Genomic DNA, 20,120 nt, shown 5'->3' on the forward strand with positions numbered 1-20,120 from the left:
TAGAACTCTATTTCTTTACTAGGGCGTGTTGATTTTTCTCGATTAAAAAACCAAAAAAGAGAAGCAAAAGCTTCTCTTTTTTGGTCAGTTCTAGTTCAAAAGCTTACACTTTCGACGCCATAACTATCCCTGTGACTTATCTAAGGGGTTGAAAGGTGCTATCAACCCCGCAGATTACGTCGGTATTCGAGCACTTAGAACACGACGAAGGTGACGTACTCGACGTTCAATAGTAACGACTTCTGGCTCAGAAAAACCAATAGGTCGACCGTCAGCTTCAAGACCAATATCTCTTAATAAGTGAGTATTGTTCCATGGTAGATCATATGAACTACGACGAACTTTTCGTTGCCATTCACGCTCTTCACGACGAAGGTCTGCACGGATAAGGACTGTTGCTAATTTTAAATATACTGAGTGACGCATAATAACTCTCCAGTTGTTGAATAAACTGAGGAAAAATAGCGTATTAGATAGTATGAGGGCTTCTCATTTAGCTGCTATTTTTCCGCAGCCAAATAAGGATACGGATCTATTAGTTAGGTTTATCTTGGGTGTTTCGATCGGCCATGGCTGATGTTTGTGACATAACAGTCACCATGTCAGAACACGGATCAAACGAAGCGCAAATATGCTGTATAAAATCGAAATGTTTCATTTGCGCCTCCAAACTAACTAAAAAATCCAAAAAGAAATGGGTAGTAGAAGCAGACAAGTCTTTGTTAAATCGCTGCTTTCACGGTTAAAGTCTAACCAAGTGAGTATATTATTCAACCAATAATTGGTTAACATTTTCAAAACAATGCATTCACCTAAAATATCAGTTGCATATTCATTTATATATAAGATATTCACTATAATTATATAAAATCACAGCATATCTCTCTTAGTCACTGAGAGTTCATCTCTCGATTGTTCGAACATAAACGCAGAGATTAGCAACAAAAAAGCCACGCATGATGCGTGGCTCTTAAATTTACACTAACAGATTGAATGACTTAGCAGAGAGTTCTACACAACACCCTCAGAAATAAGGCTGTGTTTATTCAGCAAACGGTACATCGTTGCTCGTGATACTCCAAGCTCCTTGGCCGCCAACGAAACCTGTCCACCATAGGACTCCAATACAATCAGCAATGCATCGCGCTCTGAACGCTCACGAATGCTTTTCAAGCTACGGCGTTCATCATTCTGTTTTGGTAAATCGAGTTGGTGATCCTCAATGATCACGGCATCAGACATCAACACAACACGCTTAATCTGATTCATCAGCTCACGGACGTTGCCTGGCCAGTGATAGCGATTCATCGAACGAATGGCATCGTCTGAAAAGCTCTTAGCCTGAGCATTAAACTCTTTCGAGTACTCACGAAGGAAATGATTAGCCAATACTGAAATATCACTCACACGTTCTTTCAGGCTAGGGATATGAATACGCAGAACATTGATGTAGTGGTAGAGCTCTTCATTGAAGTCACCTTCGATCAACGCCTTCTCTATATCAGAGGAATTCGCAGCCAGAATACGTACATCGACAGATTTAGGCCCATTCGCGGTTTCAATCTTACCTTCTTGCAAAAAGCGCAACAGATTCAATTGTTGATTGCGCGGCATTGCTAAAACATCATTGAGTAAGATGGTTCCACCGTTAGCTTCTTCCAACATACAAGGTGTTGTAGCTGGCTGTGCTGAAATACCAAACACCTCAGCCTCTATTCTCATTTCAGATAAGGCACGGCAGTTAACCGTTAAAAATGGTTTCTGAGCTCGTGACGAGTTTTGATGAATAGAACGTGCAATCGTCTCTTTACCTGCCCCACTCTCGCCATAAATTAAGATACTTACATCTGTCGGGCCAATACGCTTCACTTGGTCTCTCAGGCGCTTCACAGCTACAGAATCACCTAGTAGGCCCATGTTGTTATTGATGCCGTAGTTTGGCCATACCTTCTGCTCAAGCTTAAGCATACCTAGTTGGTGACCAATGGTACTTAACAACTGAGCATCTGGTATTGGTGCCGTGAAAAAGTCGATACAGAAGTTAACGATAAACTGGCAGATCGTATCAGAGCTTAATTGAGATTCACGGATAAAGGCGAGCCATCTCACCTGCTTGTTATTGCTCACAAGGTTAGCAATACCATTGAGACTGAACTCATCATGACTAAGATCGACAATACCAATACATGGGCCGATATCAGCAATCAAGGCATCGGCTTTTCGTAAATCTGCACACTGGGTACACTGCCAACCCACTTGTTCTAACACTGATAACCAGGGTTCGTACGCACCACCAACGACGATAAGAGAACCTGGTAAGGAATCCATCTTAAATTGAGTTCCCATCCTTCTTCCTTATTCTATTTTTATTTAAATCAGGCTAATACGAGTCAATGCTTCATCGTTCGACAAAATGCCACGAGATCGTATTCAGCGCAGAGACGTATAGTAGTGAGACTATCTTAGATTTTATGTCTCAATAGTAAGACTATGTCAGAAATAACGATTTTTCGAATCAAGAGTGCGGTACAGACTAGGTTTTGAAGCCCAAAAACAGAAAAAGCCACCCGAAGGTGGCTTTTTAATTTTGTGGGCTGCTACGACCCTTAAGCAAGAATTACGCTTGTGGACGCATTGCCGGGAACAAGATCACGTCACGGATTGTGTGCGTGTTTGTAAATAGCATTGCTAGACGGTCGATACCGATACCTTGACCCGCTGTTGGCGGTAGGCCGTGCTCAAGAGCTGTGATGTAGTCTGCATCGTAGTACATTGCTTCGTCATCGCCTGCGTCTTTCGCGTTAACTTGCGCTTTAAAACGCTCGTCTTGGTCTTGTGCATCGTTAAGCTCAGAGAAGCCGTTCGCTACTTCACGGCCACCGATGAAGAATTCAAAACGGTCTGTGAAGAACGGGTTGTCATCGCTACGGCGAGCTAGAGGAGAGATGTCCGCAGGGTAGCCAGTGATGAACGTTGGTTGAATTAGCTGAGGCTCAGCCGTTTCACCAAAGATCTCTTCAAGAAGCTGACCACATGTCCAGAACGTTTCTACGTCTACGTGTACAGATTTAGCGATAGCTACCATCTTCTCACGGTCTTGCAGATCTGCCTCTGTTAGCGCTTGAATCTCTGCGTGCTCAGGGTTGTAGTGTTTGATTGCATCGAACATGCTCATACGAGCGTAAGTGCCACCGAACTCAACTGTTTCATCACCGTAAGGCATAGAAGTAGAACCAAGAACGTCCATTGCTGCCGTGCTTAACATCTCTTCAGTCAGATCCATAAGGTCTTTGTAGTCAGAGTACGCTTGGTAGAATTCCATCATTGTGAATTCTGGGTTGTGACGCGGAGACAAACCTTCGTTACGGAAGTTACGGTTGATCTCGAATACACGGTCAAAACCACCAACCACTAGACGCTTAAGGTAAAGCTCAGGTGCAACACGTAGGTACATGTCGATGTCTAGTGCATTGTGGTGAGTGATGAATGGACGTGCAGTCGCACCACCCGGGATCACGTGCATCATTGGCGTTTCAACTTCTAGGTAGCCTTTTGAGCTCATGAAGTTACGGATTGAAGATACAAGCTTAGAACGCACGATGAATGCATTGCGAGAATCTTCGTTCACGATTAGGTCAACGTAACGCTGACGGTAACGCATCTCTTGGTCAGTTAGACCGTGGAACTTCTCTGGTAGAGGGCGAAGTGCTTTAGTCAGCAATTCAAACTCTTCCATGTTCACGTAAAGGTCACCTTTACCTGATTTGTGAAGCGCACCTTTAACACCGATGATGTCACCGATATCTAGGCCTTGGTACTTCTCTTTCAGTACTTTTTGTACGTCTTTCGCTGCGTATGCTTGGATACGACCAGAAGTTTCTTGAATCGCAAGGAATGGACCACGCTTCGCCATAACACGACCAGCGATCGCAACGATGTGGTTGAGCTCTTCTAGCTCTTCCTTAGTCTTCTCACCGAATTCCGCTTGAAGATCGCCAGCTAGGTGCTCACGACGGAAGTCATTTGGGTGACCGTTAGCTTTGCAGTTTTGGCGGATGTGATCCAGCTTGCTGCGGCGCTCAGCGATTAGTTTGTTCTCTTCAGGTGAAGAAGCTTCTTGTGCGTTTTCGTTTTGAACAGCATCAGTCATTAGAGATGTACCCTGCTTTTAAAATTTGGACAGCTATATTTTTGCAAATATAGGCATTTTTACCAATATTATTGGTAAAGCTTAATAGTTGGTAAAGCTTACAGACCTGATTTCAGGCTAGCTTCAATAAACTTGTCTAAGTCACCGTCAAGAACCGCTTGAGTATTACGGTTTTCGATGCCGGTGCGTAAATCTTTGATACGAGAATCATCCAGTACGTAAGAGCGGATTTGACTGCCCCAACCGATGTCTGATTTGGTTTCTTCGCTCGCTTGTTTTTCAGCATTTTGTTTTTGAATCTCAAGTTCAAAAAGCTTAGCACGTAGCTGCTTCATCGCTTGATCTTTGTTCTTATGCTGCGAACGGTCATTCTGACATTGAACCACGGTGTTAGTCGGAACGTGAGTAATACGTACCGCCGATTCCGTGGTGTTTACGTGCTGACCACCAGCGCCAGAGGCACGGTATACGTCAATACGTAGGTCAGAAGGATTAATGTCGATCGTAATGTTGTCATCAATCTCAGGATAGATAAACGCAGATGCAAATGAAGTATGACGACGACCACTTGAATCAAATGGTGACTTACGAACTAGACGGTGAACACCAGTCTCTGTGCGTAACCAACCGTAAGCGTACTCACCAGAAATACGTACCGTTGCGCCTTTAAGGCCAGCAACATCACCATCCGACACTTCGATAACTTCAGTCTTGAAGCCTTTCGAATCTGCCCAACGTAAGTACATACGCAACATCATTGAAGTCCAGTCTTGAGCTTCTGTACCGCCCGAACCTGACTGTAAATCGATGTAGCAATCTGATGCATCGTGATCACCAGAGAACATACGACGAAATTCCAGCTTCTCTAGCTTAGCTTCTAGCTCAGCCAGTTCTGGTTCAATTTCGTCAAACGTTTCTTGATCTTCTTCTTCAACCGCAAGCTCTAATAGGCCATCAACATCCTCAACACCTTGGTCAAGTTGGTCGATCGTTTCTACTACCGCTTCCAATGCAGAACGTTCTTTACCTAGCGCTTGAGCACGCTCAGGTTCGTTCCATACATCCGGTTGTTCTAATTCTGCGTTTACTTCTTCTAGACGCTCTTGCTTAGCGTCATAGTCAAAGATACCCCCTCAGGATATTTGTGCGCTCAGACACATCCTGCAGACGGTTTTTTATAGGATTGATTTCAAACATTTTAGCTCATCATTTATGAGTAGAATTTAACCGAAGAATTGTACTCAAAAGTGTGACGGAGATACAGAATTTTTTAGAGTGGTGAACCAAGATTCAACAACTTAATCGGATATAAAATTGACAGGCAGAAAAAACACCTAAAATTTGTAAGGGCAGAAAGGAAAACAAGCCCTGTTTTTGAACAGAGCTTGTTGAATTTAGCGCTAAATGATTAACATTATTCAGCCGAGAGGTGGCTATTTAGCTTCGATGTGATCAATCATCAACTGCAGCGATTGGTTACCACGAAACTCGTTGATATCGAGCTTAAATGCAAGGTGAACCGTTTTCACTGACGCATCAGGCCAACGACGCAAATCCACGTTAAAGGCAATACCATCAATCATCACATTGGTTGGGTGGCCTTTGTATAACGGCTCGAGCATCAGCTTAAGGTGCTTTTCACCCACCAGTTTTTGATGTAGCACTTTAAACTCACCGTCGAAGATGGGCTCAGGGAATGCTTGTCCCCAAGGACCACCTGAACGCAACGTTTCAGCGGTGTGCATCGAAAACTCTTCAGGTAACAGCTCACCATCAGACAAAATAATGCCCTTCAGTGCTGTTTCTCCAAGCTCATTCTTCACGACATCATTGAACAGCTTGCTGAAGCGTTCAAAATCCTTTTCCATGATGGTTAAACCCGCCGCCATTGCGTGGCCACCAAACTTAAGAATCAAGCCTGGGTTTTGAGTGTCAATTCGGTCTAAAGCATCACGCATGTGCAAACCCGGAATCGAACGACAAGAGCCTTTAATACTACCTTCGCCGCCATCTGCAAACGCAATCACTGGGCGGTGGTATTTGTCTTTGATACGCGAAGCCAAGATACCAATCACACCTTGGTGCCAATCACGTTGGAACAGGGCTAAACCAGAAGGCAGGTCGTCTTTACCAAACTCAAGGCGCTCACAAAAAGCCATCGCTTCTTGCTTCATGCCCTCTTCGATCTCTTTACGAGTTTGGTTCAATCCATCCAACTCACTCGCCATACGACGCGCAGCATGGATGTTGTTACTCATTAGCAGCTCAACACCAAAAGACATGTCATCCAGTCGACCAGCTGCATTGATACGAGGACCAAGAGCAAAGCCAAAATCAGACGCCACCAAACGCTTAGCGTCTCGCTTAGCAATTTCGATCAAGGCTTGAATGCCCGGACGAGCTTTACCCGCTCGAATACGTTGTAACCCTTGATGAACCAAGATTCGGTTATTCTCATCGAGCGGAACAACATCGGCAACAGTACCCAACGCCACAAGGTCAATCAGTTCCATCAACTTAGGTTCTGTCATGCCGTGTTGAGCAAACCAGTTCAACTTACGCATGTGAACACACAGCGCCATCATCAGATAGAACGCAACTCCTACACCCGCTAGAGCTTTTGAAGGAAAAGCGCAGCTCTCAAGGTTCGGGTTCACCATCGCATCAACCATTGGCAGTTCATTACCCGGCAAGTGGTGATCGGTAACCAGGACTTCTAGTCCTTTCTCTTTGGCAAAACGCACACCTTCAATCGAAGATACACCGTTATCAACCGTCATGATCACTTCAGCGCCAAGCTCGATTGCCTGTTCGACAACCTCAGGGCTCAAACCATAACCATCTTCAAAACGGTTTGGTACCAGATAATCGACGTTAGAGCTGCCCAGCATACGCAAAGCAAGCACTGACAAGGCTGAACTGGTCGCGCCATCAGCATCAAAGTCACCAACAATGATGATACGTTTTTGATGCTGAATCGCGTTGAACAACAACTCAACTGCAGCATCAATACCGCCCAGTTTCTGATAAGAGTGCAAGCCTTTCGCAGCAGTCTCTAGTTGGTCAGCATTGTCGATACCACGACTCACATAGATGCGCTTTAACAAGTCAGGTAAGTGAGCAGGTAAAACTGAAATGTCGACCTCAGGACGGCGTTGGATCTCTATCATATAAAAATGGGCCCAATATCAATCAGGCCACTCCTTAAATCAAAAACATGGGGGGATAAATTGGCAATACAGAAAACGAGATTATTGCTCTAAACGTTGAAGCAGTTGTGCTGGCGGTAAGTAACCACTCACCAACTCACCACTTGCTAGCACGATAGCCGGTGTACCATTGATGCCAAGTTCACGACCTAATTGGTACTGTTTAGCGATGATCTGCTTCTGTTCTGCTAGGTCTTTGCCAGACGCTGGCATTTGACGGTTGACTTTAGCGTCGTGCATCGCTGTTTTTGGATCATCAGCCGCCCAGATTGCCGCCATTTGATCGGCAACTTGCCCTGTCGCACCTTGGCGTGGGTAAGCCATGTAACGAACGGTAATACCCAGATCGTTGTAGCCCTGCATTTGGCTGTGCAGACGAACACAGTAGCCACACGTAATGTCAGTAAATACCGTCACAACATACTTTTCGTTATCTGCTTTATATTCGATAACTGTATCCGACATTGCTGCTACTTTTTCTGCATTCAACGGAGCTTGACGCTCAGCCAAAACATCACTGAACTTGCCGTTGTCATCCAAAGAGTAAAGTGTACCGGCTAGAAAATGGTCGCCCTCTGGAGAAGAAAAGATAATGCCGCTGTTGGTTTGAACTTCTAAAAGACCATCGATATCCGAAGGAACAATCTTATCGACCTTAATGCCGATTTTTTCAAAACGCTTAGTTAACGCTGCAGTATCAATAGCTTGAGCTGGAGCAGCTTCTACGGCTGTTGATGTTGTTTCTACTTTCGCTTCTGATGCATTACATGCAGTAATCATCAGAGGAAGCGCTAATAGAGGAAGACGGCGTAATACGCTCATTAAGTTCACCTTAAAAATAAATGGATTTAAGCACGTGGGTGATGCTGTGCGTGAATTTGCTTCAGCCTTTCAGTCGCCACGTGAGTATAAATTTGGGTTGTCGATAAGTCACTATGCCCAAGTAACATCTGTACGACCCTGAGATCTGCACCATAGTTCAGTAAATGAGTCGCAAAAGCGTGTCTCAATACGTGTGGTGACAATAGCTCCGTGTCGATACCAGCGACGACCGAGTAATGTTTGATACGATACCAAAACGTCTGACGGGTCATTTGCTTAGCGCGTTTACTCGGAAAAACCACATCAGAACTGTTTTCGCCAAGCAACTGCGGGCGACCTTGTTCAATAAATGTCTCGATCCAATCCACCGCATTTTCGCCCATTGGAACCAAGCGCTCTTTGCCACCCTTACCAATAACGCGCACCACGCCTTGTCTTAGGCTGATGTTTTCCATCGTCAAACTGACAAGTTCTGTCACACGCAAACCGGTAGCATAGAGTAACTCAAGCATCGCCTTATCGCGAAGCTCAATTGGATCGTTCGGATCAGGTGCATCAAGCAAAGCATCAACCTGTTCTTCGCTCAAATCTTTTGGCAAGCGTTGCGGCAGCTTCGGGCTGATCAACAATGCGCTTGGATCATCACCTCTGATTTTCTCGCGATGTAAGTATTGAAACAGGCGACGAATTGCCGACAACATACGAGCACGAGAAGTCTGTTTAAAATCAGCGTCGGCTAACCAACCTTGATAATCCTGTAAACCTGAAAGGCTAATGAAGTCGAGGCGGTAATTGTTCTTTTCCATCCACGCTAATAATTTGGACAAATCAGTACGGTACGAGACAAGCGTATTCTCCGATAATCCTCGCTCCATCCACATAGCATCTAAAAACTGCTCAACGAGACCGTGGTCTGCGCTCTGCCCTTGAGGCGACTGCATAGTGTTACTCACAATATTGGAAACTGTTTTGAGAGTATGCCAGAGCAAATATGAATGCCATAAAAATTACGACTTGAGCGGATAATCGCTGCAATCGAAGTCGATTTATGGTTAGAATTCGCCATCTGAAATTAAAATCGAACGTTTGCTATGAAAATTGGATTATTTTACGGCTCAACCACCTGCTACACAGAAATGGCAGCAGAGAAAATTCGCGGCATTATTGGTGAAGACCTAGTTGATATCCATAACGTGAAAGAAACCCCTCTTTCATTGATGGCGGACTACGACCTTTTATTGCTGGGCATCTCGACTTGGGACTTCGGTGAAATCCAAGAAGATTGGAATGAACTGTGGGAAGACATCGCAACCACGCCAATGAAGGGCAAGGTTGTGGCTCTGTTTGGTTTGGGTGACCAAGAAGGCTACGGCGAATGGTTCCTAGATGCGATGGGTCTATTGCATGATGAACTGAAAACCGCAGGAGCAGAGTTCGTTGGCTTCTGGCCAAACGATAACAGCTACGAATTCGAAGCGTCTAAAGCGTTAACGGAAGACAAATCTCAATTTGTTGGTTTGGCGCTTGATGAAGATTCACAATACGAGCTTAGCGACGACCGTATCGCAAGCTGGGTTGAACAAGTACTGGTTGAGTACAGCGAAAAACTATAACCAAACAGAAGTGCCCCCAGCTAAGTAGCTGAATATAAAAAGACCACAGAATACAAAAAGGCCTCATTACTGCGAAGTAATGAGGCCTTTTCTATTTCATCTCGAAGGACAATCTAATCTCAACGGAAGATTAAACAGTCTCTTCAGCCATCTCTTGTTCTGTTGATTTCCCAACAAAGAACATACAGATGATTGAAGCAGTCGTTGGAAGCAACCAACCCATACCAATCTCAAACAGTGGCAGCATCTTAAGTGCAGACACGTCTACACCCGCTACTTTAGCACCATCAATAAGAGCAAACAGCAGTGACACTAATACCACCACGCGGTAAGCCGCTTTTGGATTAGGGAAACGGCTACGCAAGAACGTCAGTGCTACTAAAGCGATAGCGACTGGGTACAGTGCAAACAGTACTGGTACAGACAGAGAAATCAATTGAGAAAGGCCAACGTTCGCAACAGTTGCACAAGCTACACCATTGATGATTACCCAAGTCTTGTAAGACAGAGGCGTTAGTGAGCTGAAGTAATCAGAACATGCTGACACAAGACCAATCGCCGTCGTTAGACACGCCAACAGTACGATCACAGAAAGTACTAGCTGACCAGAAGGACCAAACAACGATTGAACGTAAAGGCTTAAGATAGCACCGCCATTGTCCGCGCCGGCTGCTACTGTTGCACTTGTTGCACCCAGGAAGAATAGAGAGATGTAAACAAACGCTAGACCCGTTGCGGCAATACAACCCGCGCTAATTAGGTACTTAGTTGTCGCTGCACGGTCAGTAATGCCCTTGCTACGAATCGCATCAACAATCAGCATACCAAACATCAAAGCAGCAAAAGTATCCATGGTGTTGTAACCTTCCAGGAAACCTTTGGTCAGTGGCTGAGTGATGTACTCACCGTGAGCCGCAAGAATATCGCCTTGAGGATTAACGAATACAGCAATCGCCAGTACAACCAAACCAACAAACAGTGCTGGTGTTAGTACCTTGCCAATGACGTCAATAAGCTTACCTTGCGACCAAGAGAAAAACATCGCTACTACAAAAAATGCAATCGAAAAGAGAGTTAGGTGAGCTTGAGAGGCATCGATGAAGAACGGTTTCACCGCCATCTCATAGGCAACAAGGCCGGTACGTGGTGCAGCAAATGCAGGACCGATAATGATAAAGATCAGTACAGCCATGATGGTTGCTGCTTTCTTAGGAAGATCTTTAGTTAAGTGACCCCAAGAGCCACCAGCCACTGCGACCGCGACGATAGTGATTAACGGCAGACCAACGGCAGTCAGCAGAAAACCAGACATCGCTGGAAGGAAGTGATCACCGGCTAATTGGCCAGCTAGAGGTGGGAAGATGATGTTACCCGCACCCAAGAAAAACGCAAAAAGCATAAAGCCCAATGCCATTATATCTGTTAGTTTTAGACTCTGTTTCACAGATAATCCTTAATTATATTTATGAATTTATGTTGTGCTTACATGAATGTTACAGCTCAAAGCTGCCAATCAATCTATAAAATAGTCGCGCATAATGACGAAACAACTGGCTAGCTACAAGTCACCACACAAAAACACCATATAAATTTGCATATGAGAACAAAAAGCAGTGGATTCCACTAGCTATAGAAAAATAGCCACAATTATAAACTAACCATAATTCACAACAATAGTTTCTCAAGCAGAACATTGATTCATACAAGCGGTTAACATTAGAGCTAATCACTTAAAATATCTCGATACTCAGAACATTAATGAAAGACAAAACAGTGCAGACTAAAAGCTTCAATTTTAAGCAATTCTCAATTTACGGCGGGAAAAGCGGTATGCCAGTCAGTACCGATGGCGTATTACTTGGCGCATGGGTAAGCCTGCCACAAAGATCATGTGTACTCGATATTGGAACAGGAACAGGTCTGCTGGCCTTAATGGCAGCGCAGCGTTTTGAGGATGCTTCAATCTCCGCGATAGATATTGATCAACACGCCATTGATGCTGCCACAGTCAATATTGATCAGTCGCCTTGGCAAGATCGTATCTCCCTTCATCACGACAGCGTGTTAACGGCCGACTTTCCACAAAGGTTTGATGCGATCATCTGTAACCCGCCCTACTTCAACTCTGGAGAACAGGCGCAGCAAAGCCAAAGAGCCACCGCCAGACACTCCGACAGCTTGGATCACCTAGCGCTTGCACAGCGTTGTTTTGAGCTAACCACTGAATTCGCGACTGCCAGTTTCATCCTACCGACGCCTGAAGGGGAAGGTTTTATCAAGTTTGCCGAGCAATGTGGTTGGTATCTAGCAAAACGCCTTGATGTGAAAACAACAGATAAAAAGCCAGCTAGCCGAATTCTATTTGAGTTATCTAAAGATCCTGCTTGCGAGCAAGATTTGCAGCGCGAATCGCTTACAATTCACCAGCAAGATGGTTATAGCGAAGCATTTATTGCGCTCACTAAAGATTTTTATCTCAAGATGTAGCAAATACCATGTGATCCTAATCACTAATGCTTCTATAATGTCCGACTACTCTTTTTTATCGTCTGCTTTTGAGGCAGAAACATTTATTGCTTGTGGAGAAACAACAGTGATCAGAACCTTTGCAGAACTCGATCTAAACCAAGAGCTGCTTAAAGCAATTGACGAAATGGGCTACGAACGTCCAACACAGATACAAGCTGAAGCAATCCCACAAGCGTTAGATGGAAGAGACGTTTTGGCTTCTGCGCCAACAGGTACTGGTAAAACAGCATCATTTGTATTGCCAGCACTGCAATACCTACTGGATTTCCCACGTAAGAAATCTGGCCCTGCACGTATGCTTATCCTGACGCCAACGCGTGAGCTAGCAATGCAGATAACCGAACAAGCACGTGAGCTTGCTAAATACACCAGCCTAAATATCTTCACGATCACGGGCGGTGTGATGTATCAAGAGCATGCAGATATCTTAAGTACGACTCAAGATATCGTAGTAGCAACACCTGGTCGTTTGATGGAATACATTGAAGGCGAGCGTTTTGACTGTCGTGCGATTGAATGGCTAGTTCTAGATGAAGCCGACCGTATGCTAGACATGGGCTTTGGTCCTGTTGTTGACCGTCTGTCTGCAGAATGTCGCTGGCGTAAACAAACTTTACTGTTCTCAGCAACGCTAGAAGGTAAAGGCATTGAAGGCTTCACTGAAGACCTACTGAAAAACCCAGCAGAGATCGATGCGAAATCATCACTTCGTGAGCGTAAGAAAATCACTCAGTGGTACCACCGTGCAGACACAGCAGAGCACAAGCTGAGCATCCTAAAACACATCATCACAGAACAAGCTGAGCGCAGCATCGTATTCTTGAAGACACGTGATCGTCTAGGTGATCTACGAGCTCAACTTGAAAGCGCGCAAATCCCATGTGCATGGATCCAAGGTGAAATGCCTCAAGATCGTCGTAACAACGCGATTGCTCGTTTCCGTGACGGTTCTGTAAACGTACTGCTAGCGACTGACGTTGCTGCTCGTGGTATCGACCTTCCAGACGTAAGCCACGTAATCAACTACGACATGCCACGTACGGCTGACGTATACCTACACCGCATTGGTCGTACAGCTCGTGCTGGTAAAAAAGGTAACGCGGTTTCTATCATTGAAGCGCACGATCAACTGATGATTGAGCGTGTAGCTCGTTACACAGACGAACCAATCAAAGAACGCTTCATCGAAGGCATGCGTCCTACGCATAAGAAAGCGGCGGTGACTAAGAAGAAGAAGCCGAAGAAAGAAGATAAAAAAGCGGTAGAGAAACAAAAAATCGCCAAGAAGAAAAAAATCGCCAAGAAAAAGAAAGCAGCAAAGAAGAAATAATCTAACTGCTTCAACGATTCAATAAAAAAGCCCCATGCAGTTCGCTGCATGGGGCTTTTCTCTATCTGGTTAGTATCTCGCCATAGAGCGTGAAGACCATTAATCAATAACGTCTAGTTTTGCTCTTCACGCTTGAAGACAAGCTCTTTCGCGTTCGACTCTTCTTCAACGAAGTAGTAACCCGCCGTATCAAACTGGGTCAGCGCTTCAACCGAGTCAATCTTGTTCTCGATAATGTAACGAGCCATCATGCCACGCGCTTTCTTGGCGTAGAAACTGATTACCTTGTACTGACCATTCTTACAGTCTTTAAATACTGGGGTAATCACTTGGCCATCCAAGTTCTTCGGCTTCACGGCTTTAAAGTATTCGTTCGATGCTAGGTTGATCAACACATTGTCGCCTTGAGCATTCAACGCTTCATTTAGCTTGTCTGTGATGATGTTACCCCAGAACTGGTACAAGTTAGTACCACGAGCATTCGCTAAGCGTGTACCCATCTCTAGGCGATATGGCTGCATCAAATCTAACGGCTTAAGCAAACCATATAGGCCAGAAAGCATGCGCAGGTGATTTTGTGCGTAGTCAAAATCTTCATCCGATAGCGTTTCAGCGTCTAGGCCAGTGTATACATCGCCCTTAAAGGCTAGGATTGCTTGACGTGCGTTGTCTTGGGTAAAGGTCTCGCTCCACTGCTCAAAGCGCGCTACGTTCAACCCTGCGATTTTATCGCTGACTTTCATCAGTGCAGAAATATCGACTGGCGTCAGCTTACGGCACTCTTCAATCAACTCAGCAGAGTGTTCAACAAACTCAGGTTGACTAAAGCGTTCCGTCGCTAATGGTGATTCGTAATCAAGTGTTTTGGCTGGAGAAACGACAACTAACATAACTTTACCCTAATCGGTTATCTAACTGGATGCTGCTAGAGTATAGAAAAAACATCAACTTGTCTTTATGACTCTTCCTATTGTTTCGATAGGGAGAATGAGCTTCGATAGACAGAATGAGACAAATGACAGGCAAAGAAAAAGGCTAAGGTCGAAACCTTAGCCTTTCTAATCACTTTAGGATGAGCCGTTTATCGCCCCAACAAGATTACTTCTTGTTGTTGTCCCAAATACCGTCTTCCAGCTGAGACTTAAGCTCTGGGAAGTCATTCGAATCGAATGTTGGTACTTTACCCGCGTCTAGTTGGCGGTTGTAGTCTTTCGCTAGCTTAATCACGATTCCTGATAGCAGGATAATCGCCACCAAGTTAACAATCGCCATTAGGCCCATTGATACGTCAGCCAGTGCCCATACCGTTGGCAGTGTCGCTAGAGAACCGAACATAACCATACCCAGAACAACGATACGGAACAGCACTAGGCCTTTCTTGTTGTTGTGCTCAAGGAAGATAAGGTTCGTTTCAGCGTACGAGTAGTTTGCAATGATTGAAGTGAAAGCGAAGAAGAAAATCGCTACCGCTACAAAGATGCCGCCCCATTCGCCCACTTGTGCTGTTAGCGCACGTTGCGTTAGTTCGATACCCGTTACTTCACCGTGTGGTACATACTCACCAGACATCAGGATGATTGCGACTGTTGCTGAACAGATAACAATGGTATCCATGAACACGCCTAGCATTTGCACGTAACCTTGTGATGCTGGGTGCGGTGGGTAAGGCGTAGCAGAAGCTGCTGCGTTTGGCGCAGAACCCATACCCGCTTCGTTCGAGAACAAACCACGTTTGATGCCGTTAATCATCGCTTGTGCGATTGCGTAACCTAGGCCACCCGCAGCTGCTTCTTGCAAACCGAATGCACTCTTGAAGATAAGAGCCAATACTTCAGGCACTTTCTCAATGTTCGCAAACATCACGTACATAGCGATCGCTAGGTAAGCCAATGCCATGATTGGAACGATGATTTCTGCAGTACGAGCAATCTTACGGATACCACCGAAGATAACGAATGCAGAGATAATTACGATACCAACACCAACGTAGCTACGCTCAAGGTCAAATGCTGTGTTCATTGCGCTTGCAATCGCGTTTGCTTGAACCGCGTTGAATACAAGACCAAATGCAATGATTAGGAAGATAGAGAATAGAACCCCCATCCAACGCATGCCTAGGCCTTTCTCCATGTAGTATGCAGGGCCGCCGCGGTAGTTACCGTCGTTATCACGCGTTTTGTATAGCTGAGCCAGTGTGCTTTCAGCAAACGATGTTGCCATACCTAGCATTGCGATTAGCCACATCCAGAAGATAGCACCTGGGCCACCAGCGGTTAGTGCTACAGCAACACCGGCCATGTTACCCGTACCTACACGAGCAGCGAGACTAGTACAAAGAGCTTGGAAAGAAGAGATACCAGCACTGTCTGCTTTACGGCTGTTCTTTAGAACAGAGAACATGTGGCCGAAATGGCGGAATTGAATGAAGCCTAGTCGTACAGTGAAGTAGATACCCACACCAACCAGTAAGTAAACTAAGATAGATCCCCAAAGGAGATCGTTCATCAAATTGATTAAGTCTGTCACGTGAACCTCGTAATTGAGTTTAAGCACCGATCATGCTTCCTAGCCTTCCTCTTAATCGCCTATGCCTCTGTCAATGTTGTGTCGGCACTCTTGTTATATTCTTGCGGCGATTGAGACTGTAAATGTCGCTTCATGCATCCATTTTACGTATCAGTGTATTTTTTGACGGGCGGATAATGCAGCGAGACGGCCTAAAAATCAATATGCAAATACACTTATATTAAAATGACATTTCACTAATAACACACCTTTTGTTAACACAACATTCAACAATGCAGCTCAATAAAAGTCACATTATCGGGACATAATATCAACAACAGCCATGGCACCGCCCCAACAGGAACATCATCCTATAAAAATGACGTCAGCCTAGGTTTTACAAGGTATAGTGAAGATATTCGTTTTTTTCTAGGCCAATGATATCCCTATACCGCACGGCACCATATACACTTCAATGCATTGTGATCAAAACGCTATTCCATTCGCACAATGAATTAACATTCAATAACCCCCAATTTAATCGTTTACTTAGGTTTGTTTGCTTATTTTTTGCACATAAAAATTCTCACAATGTGTGAGCATGCATGAGAAAACAGAACAAAAGCTTCATAGATTTGAAACAAATGAGAAACAAATCAAAGTTATTGTAAACCTAAATATGATATTTATTGGTTCGTAAGAACTAGTCCCACGGAAGGAGATATGGCTTATGGATAGCTTTCAATTCGATGAAGTATCAGAACTAGAAATGCCTCGTGTAACTCAAAAATCACGCTCAAAACCACTCAAGCGTAAGTGGCGTGAAATCGAAGCCATCAACGATCGTAGACAGCTTGAAAAAGAGCTGAGAGAAATGAATCTAGGACTCGATTTTAGCCTAGACGATATAAAGCTTTAATCAGCACGATAAGAAATCAGATAGCAAAAGGCACCTATTTAGGTGCCTTTTTTCGTTGATGAGGTGACATTTCTCCCTGTGAGTCGATTTGAAATCCCAGTTATCAGAGAAAGCCCCTCTACTATAGAGGCAACTGCCGACTCACTAAACGCACTCTTGTTCATTTTGTCGAACACGGGCTGCGAGTTGACGATACTGATCAGCAATGGTCTCTCCAAAGACAGGGTCATCTTCCGGTTGAAGCCATTGAGATTCAACTTCTTGCCAATCTTTCACCGTGAACGCCTCAACAATCATTGGTAACACATGCTTCTCTTCATATTCCATATGCTTTCGCTGAGCTTTAACAAACGCTTCAAGCTGCTCAATAAAGACTTGCTGAGGAACCACCGCATCTTGAAGGATCATATCGACCACTCCTAAAAATTCCGCCGTTTTCTCAGAAAGCAATTGATGCTCTAACTCCAAGTCTTCAATCACTTGGTCACCGCCATATTGTTTAAGGTAGTAGCGATAAATAACGTCTTCTTTTGGGTGATGGACCTTCTCTGAATGATTCATCAGGTAATCAACCACCTCAGCGATCAAGCTATAGTTTATTTCTCGCTCTTGTTTTAGAAGCTCTAACTTATTGTTGAGTATCGCGAGCAAACGAGCCATATAGCCATGCTCTCGTCTTATCCTTTCAATCATCATAGTATTGCACTCCATTACACCTACTGTTTATAAGTGTATACGAAGATGCTCATTTATGATTTGACTCTGCTCAGAAAATCACCAACCTACACTTCTGTTGGTAAACGCCAGTCAATAGGTTGTTGATCCATATAAGAAAGTAACTTGTTAGTTGTTGAGAAATGCTGACAACCAAAAAAGCCACGACGGGCGGATAATGGCGATGGATGAGGCGCAATCAACACATGGTGCTTACCTACATCGATCGCTTGTCCTTTCTTCTGGGCGTGTGCACCCCATAATAAGAAGATGATAGGTTCAGAGCGCTGATTGAGCTCAGCAATGACGGCATCGGTAAAGATTTCCCAGCCACACTTCGCATGTGAGTGTGCTTTTGCTTCTTCTACTGTAAGGACCGTGTTCAACATCAACACCCCTTGCGATGCCCAAGAATCGAGATAACCATGACTAGGAATCTCAAAGCCCTCTATATCTTGAGCAAGCTCTTTGTACATATTGCGTAGAGAAGGTGGGATTTTCACGCCAGGAAGCACTGAGAATGCTAAGCCATGAGCTTGGTTAGCACCGTGATAAGGATCTTGCCCTAAGATAACCACTCGTACAGATTCAAAAGGCGTCATGTCAAAGGCACTGAATACCTGATCTTGTGGCGGGTAGACTGTTTTCCCACTATTACGTTGCTGTTCAACAAACGCGAGGATACTCTCAAAGTACTCTTTATCACGTTCATCATTAATAATGGATTCCCAAGTCTTTGGTGCGCTCATCGTTTTACTTCCCAATCATCAAGGTTTCTAGGGGCTTTCGCCAGACAAAAAAATAGCGGTATCGGCTAACTGTCCTAAATAAGGCTCTAGTTATACCTCATACAGCTATCAATAAACATGATGTGTAGGGTTCGCTTGTTGATGAATCATATTAATGGGTTCAATTTAAGTTTATCTCGGTTAGCCACTCTTCTGGGGAGTACGATGGTGACCATGACTATGGATGTGACGGTTCGGTGCTGGCAGACGCGCTGCAGCATGGACTGTTGAAGAAGCACTTGGGGTATAAGTTATAGAATACATAATGGCACCCTCCTCTATTGTTACAGTGAACTACATATTCAACTAAACACTATGAAAGAAAGATGCCAATTTTAGGAATAGAAGGAAATTATTTTTTCCTCTATATATTACGCTTCTTCACTCACTTCCATTGCTGAGCGATGAAACATTCTAAGTTGTTGAATTTCCTCTTTCCAGATCGTCGAATCAATGGTTTCTAAGATGAGAGGGATACCATTAAAGCGAGAATCCGAAGCAATATACTCAAAACAGTCCCAGCCAATTTCGCCTTTTCCTAAAGAATGGTGTCGATCGACTCGACTCGCGAACTCAGCTTTTGAATCATTGATGTGCATTGCTCTTAGATAGTGCATACCCACAATGCGGTCGAACTCTGCAAAAGTATGCTCACACGCCGCTTTTGTACGTAGGTCGTAACCAGCAGTAAAGGTATGGCAAGTGTCTAAGCACACACCAACACGTGACTTATCTTCTACCTGATCGATAATCTCTGCTAGGTGCTCAAACTTCCAACCAAGGTTAGTGCCCTGCCCTGACGTATTCTCGATCACCGCGATCACATCAGGAACCGCTTGATGAGCGAGATTGATCGATTCAGCGATCTTTGCCAAGCATTCGCTTTCTGAGATTTTCTTTAAATGACTCCCAGGATGAAAATTCAAAAGCGTTAAGCCAAGTTGATTACAACGCTCCATTTCATCAATAAAAGCCGCACGTGATTTCTCTAGCTTCTCTTCTTCTGGTGCTCCTAAGTTAATAAGGTAGGAGTCATGAGGAAGAATGTGTTCAGCGCTAAAACCTAACATTTTGCAATTGGCCTTAAAGGCGCTGATTGTTTTAGCTTCCAATGGTTTTGCAGCCCATTGTCTCTGGTTTTTGGTAAACAGTGCGAACGCATTAGCGCCAATCTCACGAGCACGCATAGGCGCCTGATCGACACCACCAGCAGCCGACACATGAGCGCCAATAAACTTCATATTTGTTTCCGGTTTTGAGGATGAATTATTGTTTGTCATTAAATCACTTTACACTTTCAGAATGCTTAATAAATAAAGGGTCGTATCGGTTGCAGGTCAATAAAAACACAACAAATGTAGTAAACTTACAACAAATATGACTGTTAAATATTTTTTATACTTTAAAATATTTTGTAATTACTTTGTTTTCAAAGGTTTTATTGATTTGCCTCAATATAATTACCTTTGTAAAAATATGGTTTTTGGTTGTTTTTTGACTTAAATCAATGATAACCTCATGGGTATTAGGTATATATTACC

18 protein-coding genes are annotated in these 20,120 nt (G+C 44.2%); 4 read left to right on the forward strand and 14 right to left on the reverse strand.

Annotation, left to right across the window (positions count from 1 at the left end):
• Positions 1–174: 174 nt before the first annotated feature.
• From AB8613_RS05980 to xerD, 7 genes are all read right to left on the reverse strand, one after another.
• Positions 175–426 carry a hypothetical protein gene (locus AB8613_RS05980; protein ID WP_004735015.1) on the reverse strand — a complete coding sequence of 84 codons (252 nt, stop codon included), beginning with the start codon at positions 424–426 and terminating at the stop codon, positions 175–177.
• 585 nt (positions 427–1,011) lie between these two features.
• Entirely contained in the window at positions 1,012–2,346 is a 1,335-nt protein-coding gene (gene vpsR / locus AB8613_RS05985) for a cyclic-di-GMP-binding transcriptional regulator VpsR (protein WP_372384650.1), read from the reverse strand.
• 271 nt (positions 2,347–2,617) lie between these two features.
• Positions 2,618–4,150 carry a lysine--tRNA ligase gene (gene lysS, locus AB8613_RS05990; protein ID WP_060983067.1) on the reverse strand — a complete coding sequence of 511 codons (1,533 nt, stop codon included), beginning with the start codon at positions 4,148–4,150 and terminating at the stop codon, positions 2,618–2,620.
• A 98-nt stretch (positions 4,151–4,248) separates the two neighbouring features.
• A protein-coding gene (gene prfB, locus AB8613_RS05995; protein ID WP_102300662.1) for a peptide chain release factor 2 occupies positions 4,249–5,347 on the reverse strand; the annotation gives its coding sequence in 2 pieces (ribosomal slippage) (positions 4,249–5,271 and positions 5,273–5,347; 1,098 coding nt in all).
• A 236-nt stretch (positions 5,348–5,583) separates the two neighbouring features.
• Entirely contained in the window at positions 5,584–7,320 is a 1,737-nt protein-coding gene (recJ, locus tag AB8613_RS06000) for a single-stranded-DNA-specific exonuclease RecJ (RefSeq protein ID WP_285955164.1), read from the reverse strand.
• 81 nt (positions 7,321–7,401) lie between these two features.
• Positions 7,402–8,181 carry a thioredoxin fold domain-containing protein gene (locus AB8613_RS06005; RefSeq protein ID WP_327784223.1) on the reverse strand — a complete coding sequence of 260 codons (780 nt, stop codon included), beginning with the start codon at positions 8,179–8,181 and terminating at the stop codon, positions 7,402–7,404.
• 26 nt (positions 8,182–8,207) lie between these two features.
• On the reverse strand, positions 8,208–9,122 hold the full coding sequence (gene xerD / locus AB8613_RS06010; protein ID WP_285955162.1) for a site-specific tyrosine recombinase XerD: 915 nt from the start codon (positions 9,120–9,122) through the stop codon (positions 8,208–8,210).
• Positions 9,123–9,272: 150 nt separating this feature from the next.
• On the opposite strand from xerD, the gene fldB reads away from it, so the two are divergent.
• Positions 9,273–9,794 carry a flavodoxin FldB gene (gene fldB / locus AB8613_RS06015; protein WP_372384651.1) on the forward strand — a complete coding sequence of 174 codons (522 nt, stop codon included), beginning with the start codon at positions 9,273–9,275 and terminating at the stop codon, positions 9,792–9,794.
• Between the two features lie 130 nt (positions 9,795–9,924).
• On the opposite strand, the gene brnQ is transcribed toward fldB, so the two are convergent.
• Positions 9,925–11,238, reverse strand: a complete 1,314-nt coding sequence (gene brnQ / locus AB8613_RS06020) for a branched-chain amino acid transport system II carrier protein (RefSeq protein WP_327784224.1) — start codon at positions 11,236–11,238, stop codon at positions 9,925–9,927.
• Between the two features lie 314 nt (positions 11,239–11,552).
• Between brnQ and AB8613_RS06025 the strand changes: the two genes are divergently transcribed.
• Both AB8613_RS06025 and srmB read left to right on the forward strand, forming a co-directional pair.
• Complete coding sequence (locus AB8613_RS06025; RefSeq protein ID WP_285955160.1) at positions 11,553–12,281, forward strand: tRNA1(Val) (adenine(37)-N6)-methyltransferase; 729 nt, start codon at positions 11,553–11,555, stop codon at positions 12,279–12,281.
• 106 nt (positions 12,282–12,387) lie between these two features.
• A complete protein-coding gene (gene srmB, locus AB8613_RS06030; protein ID WP_060983060.1) occupies positions 12,388–13,653 on the forward strand; it encodes an ATP-dependent RNA helicase SrmB in 1,266 nt (421 codons plus the stop codon).
• A gap of 113 nt (positions 13,654–13,766) precedes the next feature.
• Here the strand turns inward: srmB and yaaA are convergent, their stop codons facing one another.
• The gene (gene yaaA / locus AB8613_RS06035; protein WP_048606773.1) at positions 13,767–14,543 is read right to left on the reverse strand and encodes a peroxide stress protein YaaA; all 777 of its coding nucleotides are present in this window, start codon (positions 14,541–14,543) and stop codon (positions 13,767–13,769) included.
• A gap of 208 nt (positions 14,544–14,751) precedes the next feature.
• Positions 14,752–16,179, reverse strand: a complete 1,428-nt coding sequence (locus AB8613_RS06040) for a sodium:alanine symporter family protein (protein ID WP_146490578.1) — start codon at positions 16,177–16,179, stop codon at positions 14,752–14,754.
• Positions 16,180–16,888: 709 nt separating this feature from the next.
• On the opposite strand from AB8613_RS06040, the gene AB8613_RS06045 reads away from it, so the two are divergent.
• Positions 16,889–17,077, forward strand: coding sequence for a DUF3545 family protein (locus AB8613_RS06045; RefSeq protein ID WP_017059319.1), 189 nt, complete (start codon positions 16,889–16,891; stop codon positions 17,075–17,077).
• Between the two features lie 144 nt (positions 17,078–17,221).
• Here AB8613_RS06045 and AB8613_RS06050 read toward each other — a convergent pair whose 3' ends face one another.
• The 4 genes from AB8613_RS06050 to nfo form a co-directional block, all read right to left on the reverse strand.
• Positions 17,222–17,773, reverse strand: coding sequence for a hemerythrin domain-containing protein (locus AB8613_RS06050; protein WP_146490549.1), 552 nt, complete (start codon positions 17,771–17,773; stop codon positions 17,222–17,224).
• An 86-nt stretch (positions 17,774–17,859) separates the two neighbouring features.
• Positions 17,860–18,540, reverse strand: coding sequence for a uracil-DNA glycosylase (ung, locus tag AB8613_RS06055; protein WP_372384652.1), 681 nt, complete (start codon positions 18,538–18,540; stop codon positions 17,860–17,862).
• Between the two features lie 180 nt (positions 18,541–18,720).
• Positions 18,721–18,843 (reverse strand): hypothetical protein, encoded by a 123-nt coding sequence (locus AB8613_RS06060; protein WP_261383420.1) that lies wholly within the window; start codon positions 18,841–18,843, stop codon positions 18,721–18,723.
• Positions 18,844–18,950: 107 nt separating this feature from the next.
• Positions 18,951–19,859 carry a deoxyribonuclease IV gene (nfo, locus tag AB8613_RS06065; protein ID WP_146490547.1) on the reverse strand — a complete coding sequence of 303 codons (909 nt, stop codon included), beginning with the start codon at positions 19,857–19,859 and terminating at the stop codon, positions 18,951–18,953.
• Between the last annotated feature and the right edge of the window lie 261 nt (positions 19,860–20,120).

Origin of the sequence: Vibrio sp. BS-M-Sm-2, assembly GCF_041504345.1 — a bacterium.
GTDB lineage: Bacteria > Pseudomonadota > Gammaproteobacteria > Enterobacterales > Vibrionaceae > Vibrio > Vibrio satsumensis.

What these genes read in the sequence shown, in the direction of transcription:
- AB8613_RS05980 (WP_004735015.1), bottom strand. Translation starts at nt 426, where the DNA reads ATGCGTCACTCAGTATATTTAAAATTAGCAACAGTCCTTATCCGTGCA.
- AB8613_RS06005 (WP_327784223.1), bottom strand. Translation starts at nt 8,181, where the DNA reads ATGAGCGTATTACGCCGTCTTCCTCTATTAGCGCTTCCTCTGATGATT.
- lysS (WP_060983067.1), bottom strand. Translation starts at nt 4,150, where the DNA reads ATGACTGATGCTGTTCAAAACGAAAACGCACAAGAAGCTTCTTCACCT.
- recJ (WP_285955164.1), bottom strand. Translation starts at nt 7,320, where the DNA reads ATGATAGAGATCCAACGCCGTCCTGAGGTCGACATTTCAGTTTTACCT.
- ung (WP_372384652.1), bottom strand. Translation starts at nt 18,540, where the DNA reads ATGAGCGCACCAAAGACTTGGGAATCCATTATTAATGATGAACGTGAT.
- xerD (WP_285955162.1), bottom strand. Translation starts at nt 9,122, where the DNA reads ATGCAGTCGCCTCAAGGGCAGAGCGCAGACCACGGTCTCGTTGAGCAG.
- vpsR (WP_372384650.1), bottom strand. Translation starts at nt 2,346, where the DNA reads ATGGGAACTCAATTTAAGATGGATTCCTTACCAGGTTCTCTTATCGTC.
- nfo (WP_146490547.1), bottom strand. Translation starts at nt 19,859, where the DNA reads ATGACAAACAATAATTCATCCTCAAAACCGGAAACAAATATGAAGTTT.
- yaaA (WP_048606773.1), bottom strand. Translation starts at nt 14,543, where the DNA reads ATGTTAGTTGTCGTTTCTCCAGCCAAAACACTTGATTACGAATCACCA.
- AB8613_RS06060 (WP_261383420.1), bottom strand. Translation starts at nt 18,843, where the DNA reads ATGTATTCTATAACTTATACCCCAAGTGCTTCTTCAACAGTCCATGCT.
- AB8613_RS06025 (WP_285955160.1), top strand. Translation starts at nt 11,553, where the DNA reads ATGAAAGACAAAACAGTGCAGACTAAAAGCTTCAATTTTAAGCAATTC.
- fldB (WP_372384651.1), top strand. Translation starts at nt 9,273, where the DNA reads ATGAAAATTGGATTATTTTACGGCTCAACCACCTGCTACACAGAAATG.
- AB8613_RS06050 (WP_146490549.1), bottom strand. Translation starts at nt 17,773, where the DNA reads ATGATGATTGAAAGGATAAGACGAGAGCATGGCTATATGGCTCGTTTG.
- AB8613_RS06045 (WP_017059319.1), top strand. Translation starts at nt 16,889, where the DNA reads ATGGATAGCTTTCAATTCGATGAAGTATCAGAACTAGAAATGCCTCGT.